Origin of the sequence: Pseudomonas sp. MD195_PC81_125, from assembly GCF_014060985.1 — a bacterium.
In the GTDB taxonomy this organism is placed as follows: domain Bacteria; phylum Pseudomonadota; class Gammaproteobacteria; order Pseudomonadales; family Pseudomonadaceae; genus Aquipseudomonas; species Aquipseudomonas parakoreensis.
Genome location: NZ_JABULD010000270.1, coordinates 1 through 1,296, shown reverse-complemented (window position 1 = coordinate 1,296; position 1,296 = coordinate 1). Strand labels below are relative to the sequence as shown.

Below are 1,296 nucleotides of genomic sequence, written 5' to 3'. Positions count from 1 at the left end.
AAGAACAAAAAGATCGCAGCCTGCGGCAGCTCCTACAGGAGAGCGATTTTACTGCGCGGACTTCTGTTTCAGCCGCTCAAGAATCGCATTGGCGCTGCCTTCGTTCGGCGTGATGCCGGCGTCGCGCAGTTTGCGCTCCAGGTCGTTGCCGGTCGAAGCGTCGGCCAGTTCGTCGGCGGCGCTCAGCTCGGCAGCGCGTTGCTGCTGCTTGGCCTGCAGACGGTTCAGGGTGCCGACGGCGGTTTCCAGTTTGCCGTTGGCGCCGCCGCTGGCGATGGACGCGCTGACCTGCGCCTTCTGCACGCTTTCACGGGCCTTGGCCATGTCCACTTGCTGGCGCAGGCTCTTGATCCGTGACTCGGCCTTGGTGATGTCCTTGCGCATGTTTTCGGCGTAGGTGCCGAATTCGTCGCTCTGGGCTTTCTCGGCGGTCAGGTCGTTGGTCAGGGTCGAAATCGCTTCGGCCACTTCCATGGCCAGGTCTTCGCGGCCGGCGTTCAGCGCGGCAACCGCCTTGGCTTCCAGGTCCTTGATCTTGGCGTCGTACTCGCTCACGCGGTCGGCGGCCAGCTTGTGCTTGGCCATGATGGTGACCAGCTCGCGGCGCGCGTTCGACAGCGCGGTGTCAGCGTCGCGGATCTCCTGATCGAGGATGCGCAGGGCCTGCTGGTCGACGATCGCTTCGCCGACTTCATTGGCGCCGCCGCGCAGAGCGGTGAACAACTTGCTCCAGATGGACTGAGTCATTGGATATTCCCTGTTGATTACTTGAAGAAGTGTTCGAAGGCTTCGCTCGCGCGCTGCACGTTGTCGACCAGGGTTTTCACCTCGGTCACGACGTTGGTCAGGCTCGAGTCGGCGCTGAGGGCGCCAAACATGTTGTAAACGGTCTGGCCGTTAGGCATCGACTCGATGCCGATCGACGACAGCGGGAACATTTCCCGGCTGCGCAGCACGGCGTCGTTGAAGGCGCGCACGTCAGTGATCGAATCGATGTCCACCAGCACGGTGTCGACGATGATCTGCTGACCGGCCACGGCGATGTGAATCGGCAGACCGCCGAATTCGTTCATTTCCAGCTTGATGCTGGGTTCGGAGCTCTGGATCAGAGACAGCGTGATCTCGTGCGAAGCCACCTCGTCCAGTGCCTTGAGGGCGTTGAAGAGGCTATCGATGTTCCAGTTGTTGCCTGCGCTCATGTAATTCTCCGACATGAATGAGCCAGCCAGAATCGGTTGGCGTAGCTGTTGCTCCATCTGCTTGAGCAAGCTTCGGTTTTCCGGAAGTACCCAAGTT

The 1,296-nt window shown here is 60.8% G+C and carries 2 protein-coding genes; both read right to left on the bottom strand.

Going from position 1 to position 1,296, the window contains the following annotated elements:
* Nucleotides 1-48 precede the first annotated feature (48 nt).
* Nucleotides 49-747, bottom strand: coding sequence for a PspA/IM30 family protein (locus tag HT737_RS12070; protein ID WP_041074459.1), 699 nt, complete (start codon nucleotides 745-747; stop codon nucleotides 49-51).
* Nucleotides 748-764: 17 nt separating this feature from the next.
* A partial coding sequence (locus HT737_RS12065; protein ID WP_182402660.1) for a YjfI family protein occupies nucleotides 765-1,296 on the bottom strand: 532 nt, incomplete at its 5' end.